This is a genomic window from Xanthomonas sp. NCPPB 1062 (genome assembly GCF_041481705.2).
GTDB lineage: Bacteria > Pseudomonadota > Gammaproteobacteria > Xanthomonadales > Xanthomonadaceae > Xanthomonas > Xanthomonas euvesicatoria.
The window spans coordinates 1,302,457-1,319,050 of the sequence record NZ_CM192987.1; the positions used below are offsets into that span (position 1 = coordinate 1,302,457).

A 16,594-nucleotide genomic window follows, 5' to 3' on the forward strand; every position below is an offset into this window, starting at 1 on the left:
CCGCCAGGCGGGCGCGGCCGGTGCCCGGAATCGGCATATACCACGCGGACACTGCGGTGATGAGCGCGCCTTCCGCGCCCACCCGACGGCTGCGCGCTACGTTTTGTTAGCCACTCTTGGAGGGTGCGATGGCCCTCGCGGCCATGGTTGGGTTCGCTGATCACTCACGGCGTCACGATGTGTGCCGATCGGCATGCACGGCGGCGCACGCGCTTGCTGCGGTGGTGTCGCATTGAGGCTGGTCTACTTTCCCGCGTTGCCGCAGCGTCTGGAAATCGCCGGCAAACGCGCAATTGTCGGCACGGCATTGCAGACTTCAGCGACTCACTTGCGTCGTAAAGCCAGCACTGCCAAACCCGTGACTGCTGCAGCGGCCGCACCGATCAACATCTTGTCGCGCGCAGAGCGTGCCCGCAACGTGGGGCGCCGCCGGTAGCCACCGTCGATGCCGCCGGCAATGCCGGGCGCTGCGAACACATTGCCGCTGGATCGCGCCACCTGTGGTGCCTGCGCAAAATACCGCTTGAAAATACGGTACATGGCGCGCGCCAGGGTCTGCGGTGCCAGCGCATGACCTAGGCGCATCGCATGGACGGCGGTGCCCAACACCACCGTGTTGCGTGGCCGGTCCAGCAGGCGCACGACAGCTGCCGCGACGGTGCGGGTGTCCAGCATCAACGGCGGCCCGCTGATGCGGCGGCCCACGTAATTGGCGCCATGGGTCAGGCCTGGCGTGTCGACGAAGTACGGGTACACATCGCACACGTAGATATGCGGGTAGTCGCTCAACTCGGCGCGTAACGCTTCGGAAAAGCCGCGCTGGCCGAATTTGCTGGCGCCGTACGCCGCTGCAAACGGCGTGGATGCAAAGCCGCCCGAAGAGATCATGTTGACGAAGATGCCGTGGCCTTGTTCGACGAAGATGGGGATGGCGGCATGGGCGTCGTGCATGCGACCGAGCAGATTGGCGTGGATGACGGCCGCGCTTGCTTCCATCGGTACCTCGTGGAATTTGCCGACCGTGCCCACCCCGACATTGCCGAACCACAGGTCGATGCGGCCTAGAAAACTCTGCGCGCTGGTGGCCAGTGCCTTGACCTGTTCGGCCTGTTTGACGTCGGTGGGCACCACCAAGACTTCGGCACCGCGCGCACGGCAGCGTTCGGCAACCGCATTGAGGGCTTCTTCGCCGCGTGCAGCCAACACCAGGCGGGCGCCTTGTTCGGCGAATGCTTCTGCAGTGGCTTGGCCGATGCCGCTGGACGCGCCGGAAATCACCACGTGGGCAGGAGGGGTGCGATGCATGCGATGTCTCCACGAAACGAGCAGGCATGCTTGATCGTCGTGCGTGAACACGGTGCGGCGCTTTGCGTACCGTAGCGTGAAGCTGAACTGGTCGGGCTGGCGCCACGCGTGATGACAGCGTGGCGCTGAAATCGGCGGCAGGCGCCCGCATATCGCGCCGATGGATCTGTTCAACGCTCCCATCGCACCGCTGCAGGTGCTGCACGACCAGCAAGGCGGCGTGCGCTACTGGCCGCAGCTGTTGCCGCCCGCACTTGCGCAGGAGGCGTTCGACGCATTGCGCGATGGCGCCGATTGGCGCAGCCAGCGCCGCGAAATGTACGAACGGGTCGTGGACGTACCGCGCTTGCTGGCCTCGTATCGGTTGGATGATGCATGGCCTGCGGGATTGCCGCTGCAGCGCTTGCTCGATGCGGTGCAGGCGGTGCTCCCGGCGCCATACAACGCGGTAGGTTTGAATCTGTACCGCGATGGGCGCGACAGCGTGGCAATGCATCACGACGCATTGCACACGCTGGTGGCACCGCACCCGATCGCGCTGCTGTCGCTGGGTGCACCGCGCCGGATGCAACTGCGCGCCAGGGACGGCAGCACGCGGGCGGTTGCGCTGGAGCTGGCGCCGGGGAGCCTGCTGGCGATGAGCCACGCCTCGCAACACACGCACGCGCACGGCATTGCCAAGACCGCGCGCGCGGTGGGCGAGCGCATCAGTGTGGTGTTTCGCGTGCGCCCGGCCCAGCGCATGGCGGCCGGGCAACATGGGCCACACTGGGAGCCTGTGCGATCGTAAGGCACAGGCTTGGGCTCGATTGATTGGCAGCTTGCAAACCGCCTGTACTGCTGCCAGGGACACACGGCCGTTGCTTCGTGCCGGATGCACCGCATTGCGTTTGCCATGTGCGGTTCGCCCCCGGCCTGAGGACTGCTCGCTAGGTTATTTTCGTGCTGGATGTCCCGCATGCTGGGCGTATGCGGTCTTTACAGCAGCTGCGTGCGCCTGACCGGCAGCAGCGCTCGCTCGCCTACGCGTGCCTGGCGTCTGCGCGCTGTCGTGGCATCAGTGACCATTTCGGGTGATTGCCATTGCCATCACCACTGCCCATGCTTGCATGTGATCCCCTAGCCGCGTCGCCCCTCCATGTCTTTGGACCAGACCCGCCACCATCAGATGTTTCCCGAACTGGACGCAGGCCAGTTGTCGATCACCCGGCGCTTTGCCAGCGGGCCGGCGCAACGGTTCGACGCGGGCGACCCCGTGTTTGAGGTCGGCGATGCCCATGCGCCGGTGTGGGTGGTGCTGGAGGGCGCCATCGAAGTGGTGCGCCGCGACGGACTGGGCAACGAAAAGCCGATCACCCGGCACACGCCCGGCCAGTTCACCGGCGAGGTGAGTCAGCTGGCCGGTCGCGCGTCGCTGGCGGCTGGACGTGCCGGGCCGGACGGCTGCCTGGCGCTGCCATTCGATACTGCGCATCTGCGCGCGCTGATGATCAGTTCGGCCGAAGTGGGCGAAGTGGTGATGCGTGCCTTGATCCTGCGCCGCGTTGGGCTGATCGAGGGCGATGCGTCGGGTTCGGTGCTGATCGGCGAGCCTGACGATCCGCATCTGACCCGTTTGCAGGGCTTTTTGACCCGCAACGGCTACCCCAACACGGTGATGGACGTCTCCGACGACGAAGGCCGCGCGTTGGTGGAGCGCCTGGGTATCCAGGAGCACGACCTACCGGTGATGGTGTGCCCGAGCGGGCGCGTGCTGCGCCAGCCCAGCGATGCCGAAGCTGCGCATTGCCTGGGCATGACGCCGGACATCGACCCGGACAAACGCTACGACGTGGCGATTGTCGGCGCCGGCCCTGCCGGCCTGGCGACGGCGGTGTATGCCGCATCCGAAGGCTTGTCGGTGCTGGTGCTGGACCAGCGCGCCATCGGCGGGCAGGCGGGTGCCTCGGCGCGTATCGAAAATTATCTTGGCTTTCCCACCGGCATTTCCGGGCAGGCGCTGGCCGGGCGCGCCTACAACCAGGCGCTGAAATTCGGCGCGGAACTGGCGATTCCGATCGAAGCGGCCACGTTGGAATGCGGCCGCGACGATGGCGCGCTGAAGCTGGATCTTGCCGATGGCAAGCAGTTGCTGGCCAGCACGGTGGTAATCGCCTCCGGCGCGCGTTACCGGCGCCCGGAGATCGAGGGCCTGGATCGCTTCGAAGGCCACGGTGTCTCGTACTGGGCCTCGCCGGTGGAGGCGCGCCTGTGCGAAGGCGGCGTGGTGGCGCTGGTGGGCGGCGGCAATTCTGCAGGGCAGGCGGTGGCGTTCCTGGCGCCGCGGGTCAAGGAACTGCACCTGATCATTCGGGGCGATGGGCTGGAGAGCTCGATGTCGCAATACCTCATCGAGCGCATCGCCGCGTTGCCGAACGTGCAGCTGCACACCGGCACCGAAGTGGCCGCGCTGGAAGGCGACCCCGAGCGCGGCCTGCAGGCCGCGGTGTTGCGCACCCGCAAGGACGGTGCAACCGCGCGCGTGGCGTTGCGGCACCTGTTCCTGTTCGTCGGGGCAGATCCCAACACCGGTTGGCTGCAGGACTGCGTGGACACCGACAAACGCGGCTTTGTCATGACCGGCACCGCGCGTGGCGACGGCGTACCGGCGTGCCTGCCGCTGGAAACCAATCGCCCTGGCGTGTTCGCCATCGGCGACGTGCGTGCGGGTTCGGTCAAGCGCGTGGCGGCCGCAGTGGGCGAGGGCGCCGCCGTGGTCGCGCAGATCCATCAGTACCTCGCCCATCAGGCCAACCCGGTGCCGGTCTCCGAACTTGCCAGCGCCACCCAGGAGTCGACCAGCGCATGAGCCAGCACTGCCGCCATACTGATCAAATCCATGCAGTCACGCCCAGTGCGCGTGGCTGCGAGGAGTGCCTGGCCATCGACGGCGTCTGGGTGCATCTGCGCCTGTGCCGCAGCTGCGGCCATGTCGGGTGTTGCGACGATTCGCCCCACCGCCACGCCACCGCGCATCACCACGCCACCGGCCACCCCATCATCGAAGGCTACGACCCGCCCGAAGGCTGGGGCTGGTGCTACGTGGACGAAGTGGAAGTGGAGCTGCCGGATCAGACGCCGCAGCTGGGGCCGATTCCGCGGTATGTGTGAGCGGCGCCGCGTGGTGTTCGGCGGTCGCTGCTGGCTTGCGAGGCGGCCGGGAATCGGGAATCGGGAGTCGGGATTAGGGAATCGTAAGAGCGGCTTCCGCACGTTTCATTGCCGCTGTGTTCGGATGTTGTGGGTCTGTTACGGCGAGTGGCGCCTGCTGCTAGGTGCGCTGAGTTGCTTAGTTCATACGCACAAGCGTGAGCTTACTGCGGCCAATGCACCTTCGGCAGCTCGCCGATTTGCGGTCTGGCGAACAGATAGCCTTGCTGCAGGTGGATGCCCAGGTCGCGCAGGGCGCGGTATTGATCGGGTTGTTCGATGCCTTCGGCAATGACGGCGATGCCGAGTTCTTCGCACATGCGCGTCACGTGGCGCACGATGGCCTGGCGGCTGCGGTCGGTGTCGATCCCGCGGACCAGGGCGATGTCCAGCTTGAGCAGGTCCGGCTGGAACTCGGCCAGCAGGCCGAGCCCGGCGTAGCCGGCGCCGAAGTCGTCGATGGCGGTTTTCATGCCGCGCGCCTGATAGGTGCGCAGGATGCCGAGCAGATGCGCCGGATCGGTGAGATGTTCCTGTTCGCTGACCTCGAAGATGATGGCGTTGAGCGGCCAACCGTATTGCGCAGTGGCCGACAGCGTGGCGCGCAGGCAATGCTCGGGGTTATAGACCGCGTTGGGCATGAAGTTGATCGACAGCAGCGCCGGCAAGCCAATCTGCGCAGCGCATTCGATGGCCTTGATGCGGCAGGCCTGGTCGAATGCGTAGCGATTGCGCTCATCCACTGCGGCCAGGATGCTGCCGGCCGACTCGCCGTTGATGCCGCGCACCAGGGCCTCGCCTGCGTAGATGCTGCGGGTGGACACGTCCACGATGGGCTGGAAGGCCATGGTGATCGCGGTGGGGAAGTCCTGGCCGTCGCGGCAGGCATTGCAGACAGGAAGCGTGGTCATGGCGTCAGGTCATCGAACGGCGTAGGTGCAGCCTAGACCTATCGGCCGCAATCGCGTGGGATTGAGCCTGAATCGCTCATGGCAGCGTCCTCACCTGTCGGCAGTCGGGCTCGGCGATACTAGGCGCATCGCTCGCATCGGATGCCCCATGACCGCTCTCACCGAACGCTACGCCCTGGCCGTGGACTACGCGCGCATCGCTCACGCCGGGCAGGTGCGCAAGGGCACGCAGGTGCCCTACCTGAGTCATTTGCTGGGTGTCTCGACGCTGGTGCTGGAATGCGGCGGCGATGAGGAACAAGCCATCGCCGGCCTGCTGCACGATGTGGTGGAAGACTGCGGTGGCGGGCACGAGGCCTCGATCCGTGCGCAGTTCGGCGATGCGGTGGCCGATATCGTGATGGCTTGCACCGATGCCACTGCCGAAGACAAGGCCGAGGTGGACAACAGCGAGCGCGCACGCAAACGCGATTGGCGCGAGCGCAAGCAGGCCTATCTTGCGCACCTGCGCAAGACGCCCGAGCGCGCGCTGCTGGTGTCCGGCTGCGACAAGCTCTATAACGCGCGCAGCATCGTGCAGGACCTGGAAAATCCTGCCGTCGGTCAGGGCATCTTCGATGTGTTCACTGCCGGGCGCGAAGGCACGCTGTGGTATTACGCCGCGCTGGAAGAGGTCTTCCGTACACGCAATGCCGCTACCGCGCGGTTGTTCAGTGGCGTGGTGACGCGCATGCATACCCTGGCCGACACCGGTGAGCAGGTGACGCCGGCACATGCGCTGGGCTGAGCGCCGCTGGGAGACGGCGGTACGTCCGGCAGCGGCAGGTACGACGCGCAGATGTGTTGCTGGGCCCTGTCCGCCCTCCATCTGATGAATGCGTCCCGTGCCTCGTCAGCCACCGCATGCGCCCTGCAGCGCCTGGCACCTTGGGTGTTGCCTGCGCTCGATCACCATCGCTGACACCGGCTGCATGGCGCGCACGCTAGGCTGGCGTCTTGTCGATCTCTGGTTTCGGTAGTCATGTCAAACGCGACGTCTTCCACTGGCCTGGTGCGCGTGCGCGGCGCGCGCGAGCACAATCTCAAGAACGTGGATGTGGATATCCCCCGCGATGCGCTGGTGGTGTTCACCGGCGTTTCCGGCTCGGGCAAGTCGTCGTTGGCGTTCGGCACCATCTTTGCCGAGGCGCAGCGGCGCTATCTGGATTCGATCTCGCCGTATGCGCGGCGGCTGATCGACCAGGTAGGCGTGCCGGAGGTGGATTCCATCGATGGCCTGCCACCGGCAGTGGCCTTGCAGCAGGCGCGCGGCGCGCCGAGTGCACGCTCGTCGGTGGGCAGCGTCACCACCATCTCCAACTCATTGCGCATGCTGTATTCGCGTGCCGGCCAGTACCCGCCGGGGCAGGAGATCATCTACGCCGACGGTTTTTCGCCGAACACGCCTGCGGGGGCATGCCCGACCTGTCACGGCCTGGGGCGCATCTATGACGCCACCGAAGCGACCATGGTGCTGGACCGCAGCCTGAGCATTCGCGAGCGTGCGGTCGCCGCCTGGCCGGGCGCATGGCATGGGCAGAACCAGCGCGACATCCTCACCACGCTGGGCATCGATGTGGATGTGCCATGGCACACGCTGCCGAAGAAGACCCGCGACTGGATTTTGTTCACCGACGAACAGCCGGTGGTGCCGGTATACGCCGGTTACGACCTGGCCGAGGTCAAACGCGCGCTCAAGCGCAAGGAAGAGCCCAGCTACATGGGCACCTTTACCAGTGCGCGGCGTTATGTGCTGCACACCTTTGCCACCACCCAGAGCGCGCAGATGAAAAAGCGCGTGGCGCAGTATTTGCTCAGCACGCAATGCCCACAGTGCGATGGCAAACGCCTGCGCCGCGAGGCCTTGTCGGTCACCTTTGCCGGGCTGGATATCGGGGAGCTGTCGCGGCGCCCGCTGGACGAGGTGGCCGAGCTGCTGCGCCCCGCCGCCGAAGCCGCCCCATCCAAAGGTACGCGTAAAGATGCGCGCCAACATCCGGAACAAGCGATCGCCGCGCGACGCATCGCCGCGGATCTGCGCGCGCGTATCGCCGTCGTACAGGCGCTGGGTCTGGGCTACCTCAGCCTGGAGCGCAGCACGCCCACCTTGTCGCCGGGCGAGTTGCAACGGCTGCGGCTGGCCACGCAGATCCGCTCGCAGTTGTTCGGCGTGGTGTACGTGATGGACGAACCATCGGCAGGCTTGCATCCCGCCGATGCGCAGGCGCTGCTGGGTGCGTTGGATCAACTCAAGTCGGCCGGAAATTCGGTCTTCGTGGTCGAACACGAAGTGGACGTGATCCGCCATGCAGACTGGATCGTGGATGTCGGCCCGGCAGCCGGCGTACAGGGCGGGCAAGTGCTCTACAGCGGGCCGCCCGCGGGATTGGAGCAGGTGCAGGCCTCTTCCACACGGCGCTATCTGTTCGGCACGCCGCCGCAGGTGCATCGCCAGGCGCGCGCGGCAAGCGGTTGGTTGCAGCTGCGCGGCATCACCCGCAACAACGTCCGCGCGCTGGATGTGGACCTGCCGTTAGGTGTGTTCACTACCGTGACCGGTGTGTCCGGCTCGGGCAAATCGTCGTTGGTGAGTCAGGCGCTGGTGGAACTGCTGGCCGCCCATCTGGGGCAGGCGCAGGCAGAGGACGAAGAAGCGCTGGATCCACTGGAGCGCGGCACGCAGGTGCCGTCGGAGGGTGCGATTGTTGCCGGGCTGGATCAGGTGCGCCGCCTGGTGCGCGTGGATCAAAAACCCATCGGCCGTACCCCGCGCTCCAATCTGGCTACCTACACCGGCCTGTTCGACCCGGTGCGCAAGCTGTTTGCGGCCACGCCCGCCGCGCGCCGGCGCCGCTACGACCCGGGGCAGTTCTCCTTCAACGTCGCCAAGGGCCGCTGTGCCACCTGCGAGGGCGAAGGCTCGGTGTATGTGGAATTGCTGTTTATGCCCAGCGTCTACGCACCGTGTCCCACCTGCCACGGCGCGCGCTATAACGCCAAGACGTTGGAGATCGCGCTACGCGGTCGCAACATCGCGCAGGTGCTGGAAATGACGGTGGATCAGGCAGCCATCTTCTTTGCCGACGATGCCAGCGTGTTGCGCCCGTTGCAGGTGTTGCGCGAAGTGGGGCTGGGCTATCTGCGTCTTGGCCAGCCGGCCACCGAACTGTCCGGTGGCGAAGCGCAGCGCATCAAGCTGGCGACCGAACTGCAACGCGCCCAAAGGCGCGACACCGTCTACGTGCTGGACGAGCCCACCACCGGCCTGCATCCGTCCGACGTGGATACCTTGATGGCCCAGTTGCAAGGGCTGGTCGATGCAGGCAATACCGTGATCGTGGTCGAACACGATATGCGCGTGGCCGCCAGCAGCGACTGGGTGCTGGATATGGGGCCGGGCGCGGGCGGTGCGGGCGGCAAGGTCGTGGTGGCCGGAGCGCCGGATGTCGTGGCGCGCCATCGTGGCAGCCGCACCACACCGTTTCTGGCGCAGGTGTTGCGCGGACAGTAGAACCAACAGGTCAGCCCGCGCCGCATCGTACGAAGTGCCGTGCCTGCGATCCCCCGTGAGCCTACGGACGACGCTAACGGATGATGCCGGAAAGCTGTGTGCGTTGCGGGATGTATCTGGCATCGCGGTCAACTTGCCGCTGCCTGCCCAGGCTGATCACCCGCATGCCTGCCTGTCGATCACGACCGCTTGTGCAGGTGCGTACGAGCGGTATCGACACATAAGGCAGAAGACGCTGCGCATGACAGGGTTGCAAGTGGCATGCGTCGCATTTGCCGCGCTACCGTACGGCCATGCGTCTGACCGACATGGCAGCGGGCCCAATGCATCGCTGCATTGGGCCCGACTGTTGGGATCACTTCACTACCCAAAGCGCCAAGCATTGCCTGCAAGCGCAACGTGCACTGCAGGTCAGTCCGCCATCACCTTGTCCGGCGTCATCGGCGTGCTGCGGATGCGCTTGCCGGTGGCGTGGAAGATGGCGTTGCAGATCGCCGCAGACACGCCGACCAGGCCGATCTCGCCCACGCCCTTCGCACCCAGGCTGCTGACGACGCGGTCGTCTTCGTCGGCGAAGATCACGTCGATGTCGTGAATGTCGGCGTTGGCGGAGACGTGATACAGCGCCAGGTCGTGATTCATGAAGCGGCCGAAGCGATGGTCCGATTGGGTGTGCTCGTGCAGCGCCTGGCCGATGCCCCAGACCACGCCACCCACGATCTGGCTGCGTGCGGTGATCGGATTGAGGATGCGCCCGGCGGCAACGGCGCTGACCACGCGGGTAACCCGCACCGTGCCCAGTTCTTCGTCCACCCGGACCTCCACAAACACCGCGCCGTGCGTGGCACGGGTGTATTTGCGTTGCTTGAGCACGTTCGGCAGCAGGAGGAACTTATCTTCGATCTGCTCCAGCCCTGCAGTGCGCAGCAGGTCGGTCAGGGCGATAGGGCTGCCGGCATCGGCCCGCAATGCCAGCTTGCCGTCGGCAAAGACCACATCGTCAGGTTTGGCCTTGGCAAAGCGCGAGTCGGGCAGGGCCTGGGCCAGACGCAATAGACGCCCGCGCAGCTTTGCGCACACGCCATCCACTGCCGAGCCCACCGTGGTGACGTGCGAGGAGCCACCTTCGATCGGCGCAACCGGCAAGGTGGAGTCGCCAAGTTGAAACGTCACCTGCTCCAAGGGCAGGCCCAGCGCTTCGGCAGCGATCATCGCCATCACCGTGTAGGTGCCGGTGCCGATGTCGCTGGCTGCGCTGCTGACCACCAAACGGCCGTCGGCATGCAGCGCCGCATGTGCGCGCGCGAACATCTGCATCGCATCCCACTGCCCGGTGGCCATGCCCCAGCCCACCCACTCGCTGCCTTCCTTGCGCGCGCGCGGTTGCAGGGGGCGTTGTGCCCAACCGAAGCGTTCAGCCCCTTGCTCGTAACACTGGCGCAGCGCCTTGGTAGAGTAGGGCTTGTCGTCGGCCGGATTGACCTCGGCGTAGTTCTTCAGGCGCAGTGCCAACGGATCGATGCCGACCTCATAGGCCAACTCGTCCATCGCCACTTCCAGCGCATGCACACCATGCGCGGCGCCGGGCGCACGCATGTCGATGGGGCTGTATTGGTCCAGACTCACCAACTTGTAGCCCAGGTGCACGTTGTCGCAGGCGTACAACTGACCGCTCCAGTTGACCACCACCTCCACGTAGTCTTCGATGCGCGAGGTTTCGGCGATGGCTTCATGCCAGACCGAGCGCAAGGTGCCGTCGCGGTCTGCGCCGAGCTTGAGCCGCTGCAGCGTTTCCGGGCGGTGGCCGAAGGTGAACATCTGTTGCCGCGTCAGCACCACGCGCACTGAGCGATCCAGCAGGATCGACGCCATCACCGCCAGCGGCAACTGATACTGCGGGCGCAGCCCGGAGCCGAACGCGCCGCCCACGTACGGGTTGCGCACGGTCACCTTGCGCTTGCTCAGCCCGAACACGTGCGACACGTACCAGCGGCTGTTCTGCGAACCCTGGGTTTTGTCGTAAATGGTGAAATGGCCGTCAGCGTCGCGGATGACGGTGGAAGCGAACAATTCCATCGGGTTGTGGTGCTCGACGCCGCTATAGTAGTCGGCCTGTACCTGGCAGGCGGCATTGTCGAATGCGCTTTGCGGATCGCCCTTGTCCTTGGGCGGCGGCGAAAATCCGGCCTTCAGCGGCTTGGGCGCGTGTGCACGGTCCAGGTTGGTCATCAGGTTGGTGTCGTGCGGGTCCTGCAACAGCTCCACTTCCACCAGATGCGCGGCATGGCGCGCCGCTTCGAAGGTCTCGGCAACCACCAGCGCGATGGGCTGGCCGCTGTACAAGATCTTGTTGTCGTACAACGGACGGAACGGCGAGCCGGCCGGCGCCGTCATGTCCTTGTAGAACAGGTCCATGCCGCGCATGTGCGGGCGGTTTTCATGGGTGACGATCTCCAGCACGCCGGGGACTGCGCGTGCTGCATCCAGATGGAAGGCAACGATCTCACCCTTGGCAATGCTGCTGTTGACCACCACGCCATAGGCCAGGTCCGGCACCGGCCATTCGGCGGCATAACGCGCCTGGCCGGTGACTTTTGCGCGTCCGTCGATGCGCGTGACGCCGGTGCCGGTGGGGCGATAGCCGGTGCCGCTGTCGGCAACCGGCGGGGTCAGCGCACTGTCGGACAGGTCAGGGATGCGTGCGTTCATGGCGATTCCTCCAGCGCACTGGTGCGCCCGCGGTTGTCGATGGTGCCCTCGCGCGCAACGCTCAATGCGCGCACGATGGCGCGGCGTGCCAGCGGCAGCTTGAAGGCGTTCTCGCCCTGCGGTTGTGCACCCTGCAGCAGCGCATCGGCCAGGCGGCCGAAGGTGTCGGCAGTGGCCGGCTGGCCGACCAGCGGTGCCTCTGCATCGGCATTGCGCCAGGGTTTGTGGGCCACGCCGCCCAGTGCCACACGCACCTCGCGAATGCTGCCGTCGTCGGCCAGATCCAGGGCCGCTGCCACCGACACCAGCGCGAACGCATAGGAGAGGCGCTCGCGGATCTTGAGGTAGGCACTATGCGCAACGAAGCGCTGCGCATCGGGCAGATCGATATGCACGATCAATTCGTCCGGCGCCAAGGTGCTATCCAGTTCCGGGTGATCGCCAGGCAGACGGTGGAACTGCGCGAACGGAATGTCGCGCTCGCCATTGGCGCCCTGCACGTGCACCACGGCATCCAGCGCGGCCAATGCCACGCACATATCCGATGGATGCGTGGCGATGCAATGCGCGCTGGTGCCGAGAATGGCGTTGTATTTGGTCAGCCCGCCAATGGCCGAGCAGCCGGTGCCCGGGTCGCGTTTGTTGCACGGGGTGGCATGGTCGTAGAAATACATGCAGCGCGTGCGTTGCAGCAGGTTGCCGCCATTGCTGGCCATGTTGCGAATCTGCGGCGAAGCGCCGGCCAGAATCGCCGCGCTCAGCAAGGGGTAACGCGTTTCCACCTCCGGGTGATATGCAGTGTCGGCATTGCGCGCCAACGCACCCAGGCGCAGGCCGCCGTCGGGTTGGGTGCTGATGCTGTCCAGCGGCAGCCGATTGATGTCGATCAAACTGCTGGGGCGCATCAGCTGCAGTTTCATCAAATCGGTCAGATTGGTGCCGCCGGCGATGAAGCGTACCGGTGCCTCGGAGGGCACCGGCTGCGTGTCGCCGCTGCGCACTGCAATGGCGCCAAGCGCCGCATCGACGGTGTCCGGGCGGGTGTAGGTGAGCGGAATCATGCCGGCACCGTCCCGGGCGTCCACGGAGTGGCCGCGCTGTCGCTGCTGTCGCTGGGCTTGCCCATCACCTCCATCACGGCATCGGTGATCTGCGGATAGGCACCGCAACGGCAGATATTGCCGCTCATCAGTTCACGTACCTGGTCGCGGTCGTGCGCCTTGCCTTCGTTGATCAAGCCCACGGCCGAGCACAGCTGCCCCGGAGTGCAGTAACCGCACTGAAATGCGTCGTTGGCGATGAAGGCGCGTTGCAGCGGATGCAGTGTGTCGCCATCGGCCAGCCCTTCGACGGTGGTGATGTCGGCGCCGTCCTGCATGACGGCCAGGGTCAGGCAGCTGTTGATGCGGCGGCCATCGACCAGCACCGTGCAAGCGCCGCATTGGCCATGGTCGCAACCTTTCTTGGTGCCGGTGAGGTCGAGGCGGTCGCGCAGCAGGTCGAGCAGGCTCACCCAGGCTTCGAGCTGCAAGTGATACGGCTGAGCGTTGATGCGCAGGTTGACCGGGTAGGTCGGCGCACTGGTGGTGGCAGTGGCCGGCGCCGTGTCATGGGCAGTGGCGGGTGTGGCAGTCATGCGAACCCCGTGGCGATGGCTGAGGAGAAGGACCACCACCTTGACGGCGCTGTGGTCAACGCAAAGTGACCACGGCTGCGATTGGCACCGATACGACGCGGCGTACGCGCATTCAGGAGCGGCATCGTGATCGCTGCACGCTCGTGCCTGCATGGCGCGAGCGTGCAGGCGGGCACTGTGTGGAGTGTCACGCGGTGCGCTGAATGTGTCAGCTTTGCGCATGCGTCGTGGTGCTGGTGTCCCAGCTGTTGCGACGTGCCGCCATTATCCTGGCGGCATGAAGACGAGGTGGCAGCAATGAGCCGGCGTGGTGGTAGTGCGGATCTTCCCTTGCATGGAGGCCGCGTTCCGCGTTGGTTGGGTGAGCGGATGACGCGGCTTGGCGCAGTGATGTGCGAGGCGATCGTGCACAGCTATGGGCGCGATGAATTGTTGCGGCGGCTTGCGCACCCGTTCTGGTTTCAGTCGTTCGGTGCGGTCATGGGCATGGACTGGCATTCGTCCGGCATTACCACCAGCGTGATCGGCGCGCTCAAGCGTGGGTTGACGCCACTGTCCGGCGAACTGGGCATTCATGTCTGTGGCGGGCGCGGCCGGCATTCGCGTGCCACGCCTTCGGAGTTGCTGGCCGTGGGCGATGCGGTCGGGTTGGACGGCGCCGCATTGGCACAGGCCAGCCGCCTGGTCGCCAAGGTGGACAGCGCTGCCGTGCAGGACGGTTTCGATCTGTATCTGCACGGCTTCATCGTCAGCGACGATGGCCGCTGGGTGGTGGTGCAGCAAGGCATGCATGGGCAGCGCAAGCAGGCACGCCGATATCACTGGCTCTCCGAAGGCCTGAGCAGTTTTGTGGATGCGCCGCATGCTGCCATCGATGGCGCGCATCAAGGCAACATCGTCAATCTCGCCGACCACCGCGCCGCTGCCTCGCGCGATGCGCAGGTGGCACTGCTGCGCAGCACCGCGCCGGACCGGCTGGCACAGCAGTGGCAACGGATTGCGGGTGTGGAGGCGCCTGCGGCGCAAGGTCCGCTCACCGGCGATCTGTTCGCCGTGCACGCCTGGGACCCGGCACAACAACCGCACCTGTGCATGCCCGACCATCATGACGTGCGCAGCGAAAACGTGATCACACGACGGCTGCACGCCAGCTTGGCCGCCGCTGCCGAAGCGGGGCCGCGCGATTTCACCGCGCTGCTGCAAGTGCCCGGCGTGGGTGCGCGCACCTTGCGCTCGCTGGCGATGGTGGCCGAAGTGATGCACGGCACGCCATGCCGTTTCAGCGACCCGGCACGCTTTTCGCTTGCGCATGGCGGCAAGGACCGGCAACCGTTCCCGGTGCCCACACGCGTGCTCGATCACACCATCGGCGTACTCAAGCAAGCGATGCAGCAGGCCAGACTGGGCAACGACGAACGCTTGCAGGCGATTGCGCGGCTTGACGCGCAGGCGCGTCGACTCGAAGCCAGCGCGCAAGGGCCGACGGTGGACGACTACATCGCGCAGGAACGTCGCGATTCGCATCGCTATGGCGGGCGTAGCGTATTCGGGTGGGAACCGGCGCCGGAGGATGCGCGCGCGGTGCAGCCGACCCAAGCGCATGCAGGTCGCCGATGAGCGTGCGCGCGCCTGGCAGCACGCCAGTGGCCATCGACGGACGTTGCTTCACCTATGTGTTCCCATGCCAGTGGGAAGACCATTGCAAGATCGGTTTCTCGCGCGATCCGCTGGGGCGCATCGGTAGCCTGCATCCGCGCTGGTTCGATTTTTTCGATCTGGAGCACGGGCTGCTGGTGGAAACCGAGCGCGAGCGCGATGCGCGCGATCTCGAACTGCAACTGCGGCGCCCGCTGCTTGCGCACAACGCACCGCCACCGATGGCGATCCGCGCAGTGGCCGGTGGGCATACCGAATGGTTTCGGGGCGTGGGCGAGGCGTTGCAACGTGCAGTTGCGCAACTGCAGCAGGGCGGGTATCGCGTGTTCGTGTTGCGCGACTGGCTGCAGGCGGCGATGGCCCAGCGTATCGATCGCCTCTACGACTGGGCCGCGGTGCAGTTGAGTGCGGACGAACTGGATGGCCTGGTCGGCCCCACGCCAGCACAACGTGCGCTGCGCGATGTACTCGATGGTTACCGCGCATTGGATCTTCCCGTGCAGGCACATGTGCCCGAACATATTTGGGCCTGGTATTGCCGCAACGGCTGAGCATGTTGCCAGCACCTTGACGTGCGTCGCCTCAGCATCGCCTCAACCCTGAGGAGTGCCTTATGCAGATTGCACAACTGACATTGACCGACGCGTTCAAGGTGCTGTTTTCGGTGCGCCAGGTGCAAGCTGCCGAAATGGCGATTGCACCGGGCCAGGGCGAGGGCGGGCCAGACAATCGCCACCGTGGTGCCGATCAATGGCTGTATGTGGTGGACGGCACCGGCGAGGCGGTGATCGAGGGGCAGACGCATGCACTGCAGGCCGGTAGCCTGATCGCCATCGAGCGCGGTGAAACCCATGAGATCCGCAATACCGGGAGCACACCGTTGAAGACGGTCAATTTCTATCACCCGCCTGCCTACGATGCCCAAGGCGAACCCTTGCCAGCCGGTGAGGGGGCGTGATCGCTGGCGGTTTCGCATGTCGTTGAGTGGATCGGTCACGGCGCAGGTGCATGACCTGGAAAAAGCGGCAGGCAGGCTTCAACGCCAGGTGAGCACCGCGCCCACTGCGCATTGACGCGGCGCTTGTTACATCGAGTTGCCATCCACAACAGGGGAAGTGCCATGCCACAGGCCAAGACACGCCGCGCTGCTGCCAAGGACAAGCGCGAAGGAAAATCGGCCAGCACCCAGGCCGGCGAATATGTCAAAGAAGAAATCGACCAGGTGCGCGACGGCGCGCATGGTGTGAAAAGTACCAAGCAGGCCATTGCGATCGGTTTGTCCAAGGCGCGCCGCGATGGCGTGGACGTTGCCCCGCGCAGTTCCGCGTCCAGGGCCACCAAGAAAAAAGCCGCGCAGGACAAGGCAGCGGCAACCTCCAAAAAGCCGGTGTCGCCTACGCGCTCGGCCGGTGCCAAGAAAGCCCTCAAGACCGCCAGCAAGGGCACTACCGCCAAGAAGACGGTAGGCAAAAAGGCATTGTCCAAACAGACCACGGGTGCCGCAAAAAAGCGCACTGCCAGCGACCGTTCGACGGCAGCAAAGAAGGCGGCCAAGACCAAGGGCCCGGCAGTACGCAAGGCCGCCGCAAAGAAAGCCGCGGCAACGCGCAAGCGTGCCGAGTAAGAGCGTCTATGCCG

The 16,594-nt window shown here is 65.7% G+C and carries 14 protein-coding genes and 1 other RNA gene; 10 read left to right on the plus strand and 5 right to left on the minus strand.

What is annotated here, in order from left to right; all coding sequences use genetic code 11:
* The first annotated feature begins 35 nt into the window (after positions 1–35).
* Positions 36–112, plus strand: a non-coding RNA gene (locus ACCQ16_RS05735) — sX9 sRNA.
* Positions 113–324: 212 nt separating this feature from the next.
* On the opposite strand, the gene ACCQ16_RS05740 is transcribed toward ACCQ16_RS05735, so the two are convergent.
* Positions 325–1,305: an SDR family oxidoreductase gene (locus ACCQ16_RS05740; protein ID WP_277572820.1), complete on the minus strand. Its 981-nt coding sequence runs from the start codon at positions 1,303–1,305 to the stop codon at positions 325–327.
* A 160-nt stretch (positions 1,306–1,465) separates the two neighbouring features.
* Here ACCQ16_RS05740 and ACCQ16_RS05745 point away from each other — a divergent pair, with 160 nt between their 5' ends.
* The 3 genes from ACCQ16_RS05745 to ACCQ16_RS05755 all read left to right on the plus strand — a co-directional run bounded on the left by ACCQ16_RS05745 (position 1,466) and on the right by ACCQ16_RS05755 (position 4,455).
* Positions 1,466–2,095, plus strand: a complete 630-nt coding sequence (locus ACCQ16_RS05745) for an alpha-ketoglutarate-dependent dioxygenase AlkB (RefSeq protein ID WP_008574129.1) — start codon at positions 1,466–1,468, stop codon at positions 2,093–2,095.
* Positions 2,096–2,443: 348 nt separating this feature from the next.
* Positions 2,444–4,153 (plus strand): FAD-dependent oxidoreductase, encoded by a 1,710-nt coding sequence (locus ACCQ16_RS05750; protein WP_031421519.1) that lies wholly within the window; start codon positions 2,444–2,446, stop codon positions 4,151–4,153.
* The gene (locus ACCQ16_RS05755; RefSeq protein WP_008574123.1) at positions 4,150–4,455 is read left to right on the plus strand and encodes a UBP-type zinc finger domain-containing protein; all 306 of its coding nucleotides are present in this window, start codon (positions 4,150–4,152) and stop codon (positions 4,453–4,455) included. Before ACCQ16_RS05750 ends, ACCQ16_RS05755 begins: the two co-directional genes overlap by 4 nt.
* Before the next feature lie 203 nt (positions 4,456–4,658).
* On the opposite strand, the gene ACCQ16_RS05760 is transcribed toward ACCQ16_RS05755, so the two are convergent.
* Positions 4,659–5,405 (minus strand): EAL domain-containing protein, encoded by a 747-nt coding sequence (locus ACCQ16_RS05760; protein WP_277569202.1) that lies wholly within the window; start codon positions 5,403–5,405, stop codon positions 4,659–4,661.
* Positions 5,406–5,553: 148 nt separating this feature from the next.
* On the opposite strand from ACCQ16_RS05760, the gene ACCQ16_RS05765 reads away from it, so the two are divergent.
* Positions 5,554–6,192: an HD domain-containing protein gene (locus tag ACCQ16_RS05765; RefSeq protein WP_011346691.1), complete on the plus strand. Its 639-nt coding sequence runs from the start codon at positions 5,554–5,556 to the stop codon at positions 6,190–6,192.
* Between the two features lie 234 nt (positions 6,193–6,426).
* The gene (locus tag ACCQ16_RS05770) at positions 6,427–8,955 is read left to right on the plus strand and encodes an excinuclease ABC subunit UvrA (protein WP_277572821.1); all 2,529 of its coding nucleotides are present in this window, start codon (positions 6,427–6,429) and stop codon (positions 8,953–8,955) included.
* 411 nt (positions 8,956–9,366) lie between these two features.
* On the opposite strand, the gene ACCQ16_RS05775 is transcribed toward ACCQ16_RS05770, so the two are convergent.
* The 3 genes from ACCQ16_RS05775 to ACCQ16_RS05785 are packed head-to-tail and all read right to left on the minus strand — an operon-like array spanning position 9,367 to position 13,300.
* Positions 9,367–11,664 (minus strand): xanthine dehydrogenase family protein molybdopterin-binding subunit, encoded by a 2,298-nt coding sequence (locus tag ACCQ16_RS05775; RefSeq protein ID WP_136733016.1) that lies wholly within the window; start codon positions 11,662–11,664, stop codon positions 9,367–9,369.
* Entirely contained in the window at positions 11,661–12,749 is a 1,089-nt protein-coding gene (locus ACCQ16_RS05780; RefSeq protein WP_211242534.1) for an FAD binding domain-containing protein, read from the minus strand. Before ACCQ16_RS05780 ends, ACCQ16_RS05775 begins: the two co-directional genes overlap by 4 nt.
* The gene (locus ACCQ16_RS05785; protein ID WP_005916366.1) at positions 12,722–13,300 is read right to left on the minus strand and encodes a (2Fe-2S)-binding protein; all 579 of its coding nucleotides are present in this window, start codon (positions 13,298–13,300) and stop codon (positions 12,722–12,724) included. The genes ACCQ16_RS05780 and ACCQ16_RS05785 overlap by 28 nt, the downstream gene beginning before the upstream one ends.
* 297 nt (positions 13,301–13,597) lie before the next feature.
* On the opposite strand from ACCQ16_RS05785, the gene ACCQ16_RS05790 reads away from it, so the two are divergent.
* From ACCQ16_RS05790 to ACCQ16_RS05805, 4 genes are all read left to right on the plus strand, one after another.
* Complete coding sequence (locus ACCQ16_RS05790; RefSeq protein WP_057680987.1) at positions 13,598–14,917, plus strand: DUF763 domain-containing protein; 1,320 nt, start codon at positions 13,598–13,600, stop codon at positions 14,915–14,917.
* Positions 14,914–15,507 (plus strand): GIY-YIG nuclease family protein, encoded by a 594-nt coding sequence (locus ACCQ16_RS05795; RefSeq protein ID WP_008574111.1) that lies wholly within the window; start codon positions 14,914–14,916, stop codon positions 15,505–15,507. The genes ACCQ16_RS05790 and ACCQ16_RS05795 overlap by 4 nt, the downstream gene beginning before the upstream one ends.
* Positions 15,508–15,569: 62 nt before the next feature.
* Positions 15,570–15,914, plus strand: a complete 345-nt coding sequence (locus tag ACCQ16_RS05800; protein ID WP_008574109.1) for a cupin domain-containing protein — start codon at positions 15,570–15,572, stop codon at positions 15,912–15,914.
* 162 nt (positions 15,915–16,076) lie between these two features.
* On the plus strand, positions 16,077–16,580 hold the full coding sequence (locus ACCQ16_RS05805; protein ID WP_014089599.1) for a DUF6496 domain-containing protein: 504 nt from the start codon (positions 16,077–16,079) through the stop codon (positions 16,578–16,580).
* Positions 16,581–16,594 lie beyond the last annotated feature (14 nt).

Bases quoted from the DNA above. Each gene is read 5' to 3' on its own strand.
- ACCQ16_RS05740 (WP_277572820.1), bottom strand. From the start codon at position 1,305: ATGCATCGCACCCCTCCTGCCCACGTGGTGATTTCCGGCGCGTCCAGC.
- ACCQ16_RS05745 (WP_008574129.1), top strand. From the start codon at position 1,466: ATGGATCTGTTCAACGCTCCCATCGCACCGCTGCAGGTGCTGCACGAC.
- ACCQ16_RS05750 (WP_031421519.1), top strand. From the start codon at position 2,444: ATGTCTTTGGACCAGACCCGCCACCATCAGATGTTTCCCGAACTGGAC.
- ACCQ16_RS05755 (WP_008574123.1), top strand. From the start codon at position 4,150: ATGAGCCAGCACTGCCGCCATACTGATCAAATCCATGCAGTCACGCCC.
- ACCQ16_RS05760 (WP_277569202.1), bottom strand. From the start codon at position 5,405: ATGACCACGCTTCCTGTCTGCAATGCCTGCCGCGACGGCCAGGACTTC.
- ACCQ16_RS05765 (WP_011346691.1), top strand. From the start codon at position 5,554: ATGACCGCTCTCACCGAACGCTACGCCCTGGCCGTGGACTACGCGCGC.
- ACCQ16_RS05770 (WP_277572821.1), top strand. From the start codon at position 6,427: ATGTCAAACGCGACGTCTTCCACTGGCCTGGTGCGCGTGCGCGGCGCG.
- ACCQ16_RS05775 (WP_136733016.1), bottom strand. From the start codon at position 11,664: ATGAACGCACGCATCCCTGACCTGTCCGACAGTGCGCTGACCCCGCCG.
- ACCQ16_RS05785 (WP_005916366.1), bottom strand. From the start codon at position 13,300: ATGACTGCCACACCCGCCACTGCCCATGACACGGCGCCGGCCACTGCC.
- ACCQ16_RS05790 (WP_057680987.1), top strand. From the start codon at position 13,598: ATGAGCCGGCGTGGTGGTAGTGCGGATCTTCCCTTGCATGGAGGCCGC.
- ACCQ16_RS05795 (WP_008574111.1), top strand. From the start codon at position 14,914: ATGAGCGTGCGCGCGCCTGGCAGCACGCCAGTGGCCATCGACGGACGT.
- ACCQ16_RS05800 (WP_008574109.1), top strand. From the start codon at position 15,570: ATGCAGATTGCACAACTGACATTGACCGACGCGTTCAAGGTGCTGTTT.
- ACCQ16_RS05805 (WP_014089599.1), top strand. From the start codon at position 16,077: ATGCCACAGGCCAAGACACGCCGCGCTGCTGCCAAGGACAAGCGCGAA.